The following is a 1,671-nucleotide window of genomic DNA, read 5'->3' as shown; positions in this document are numbered from 1 at the left end:
GACCGGGGAGGGCCGGGCTCCGCAAGACGTGGCCTCGAGGGGCCCGGCCGCGGGAGTGTCCGAGCAGCAGTGGTGGGGAGAGGCGTCGCGTCCGGTGGCGCGCGAGCGAGGGAGAGGGCCGGGGTGGGAGAGGCGATGACCGAGATGGCGGACGCGGTGGTGCGGGTCGCGGACGCGCGGGGTGTGCGCGCGCTGGTCCGTCCGCCGCGCCTGCGGGAGGGCGACCGGGTGCGTCTGGTCGCCCCGTGCAGCCCGGTTCCCGCGGAGCGGCTGGAGGCCGCGGTGGGAACGCTGCGCGGCTGGGGGCTGGAGGTGGAGCTGGCCCCGCACGTGCGCGAACGCCACCCGCGGCTGCCCTACCTGGCCGGCGCGGACGCCACGCGGGCCGCCGACCTCCAGGAGGCCTGGTGCGACCCGGACGTGGACGCGGTGCTGTGCGTGCGCGGCGGCGACGGGGCGCACCGGACGGTGGACCTGCTGGACTTCGACGCGATGCGCCGGGCCGAGCCCAAGGCGCTGGTCGGGTTCAGCGACATCACGGCGCTGCACGAGGCGTTCGCGGTGGAGCTGGGCGTGGCCACGGTGCACGGGCCCGTGGTCGGCACGGGGTACTTCGTGGGGGATCCGGTGGCCCAGGAGGAGCTGCGGGCCACCCTGTTCGAGCCCGAGCGGCGGACCGTGCTGACCTCGCCGGGCGCGCACGCGCTGGTGCCGGGGCGGGCCGAGGGGGTGACCTTCGGCGGGAACCTGAGCCTGCTCAACGACGGTCTGGCCACGCCGCACAGCCGCCTGTCGGCCTCCGGGGGCATCCTGCTGCTGGAGGACGTCGGTGAGGACGTGGCCCGGATCGACCGGATGCTCACGCACCTGCTGCGCACGGGGTGGGCGGCCGGGCTGGCCGGGGTGGCCCTGGGTTCGTGGACGGACTGCCCGCCGGGGCCGGAGGTGGTCGCCGAGTTGATGCGCGACCGGCTGGAGCCGCTGGGGGTGCCGGTGCTGTGGGGGCTGGAGTTCGGGCACTGCGCGGCCCAGCTCACGGTTCCGCTGGGGGTGCCCGCCCTGCTCGACGCGGACGGGGGCCGTCTGGAGCTGTCCGTCCCGGGACTGGTCTAGGTTCCCCGGGTGCGGGGACGGGGCCGGAACCCGCTTCGTCCCCGCGCCGACGGCTCCCGGACCCTCGTCCGCGCGACGGTTCCGTGCACGGCGGGTACGACCGGCGGTTACGGGAGGGCCTCCCGGCGCTCGGCTCCGGACCCCCGGTGGCCTTCCGCCCGCCCCTCGGTACCGCCCGCCGTCCGACGGAGCAGCACCACCGGTATTGATATACCGATCCGGCGCCGTGGCGTTAGACTCGTCGCATGGTGCGTGAACCGCTGACCGCAGACCAGATCGAGCGCGGGCGTCTCCTGGGCGCCCTGCTCCGCCGGGCCCGCGCGGAGCGCACGATGGTCGACGTCGCGCGCGAGGCCCAGATCTCGGTCGAGACCCTGCGCAAGATCGAGGGCGGGCGCATCCCCACCCCCACGTTCTTCACGGTCGCGGCGATCGCCGCCGCGCTCGGCCTGTCCCTGGACGAACTCCTGCGCCGGGTGGACGCCGACGCGACCGCCGACCGGGACCCCGCGACCGCCTCCCTGGCCGTCTGACTCCCCACCCGCCCCTAACGTGGGG

At 76.2% G+C, this 1,671-nt stretch carries 2 protein-coding genes; both read left to right on the top strand.

From position 1 onward, the window contains the following. Positions 1–135: 135 nt before the first annotated feature. Entirely contained in the window at positions 136–1,113 is a 978-nt protein-coding gene (locus DQW06_RS16790) for an LD-carboxypeptidase (RefSeq protein WP_071622480.1), read from the top strand. Between the two features lie 245 nt (positions 1,114–1,358). Next, on the top strand, positions 1,359–1,646 hold the full coding sequence (locus tag DQW06_RS16785; RefSeq protein ID WP_071622481.1) for a helix-turn-helix domain-containing protein: 288 nt from the start codon (positions 1,359–1,361) through the stop codon (positions 1,644–1,646). The last annotated feature ends 25 nt before the right edge of the window (positions 1,647–1,671 follow it).

Source organism: Nocardiopsis sp. TNDT3 (assembly GCF_003427465.1).
GTDB lineage: Bacteria > Actinomycetota > Actinomycetes > Streptosporangiales > Streptosporangiaceae > Nocardiopsis > Nocardiopsis dassonvillei.
The sequence above is the reverse complement of the archived record's forward strand: the minus strand, read 5'-3'. Positions and strand labels throughout refer to the sequence as shown.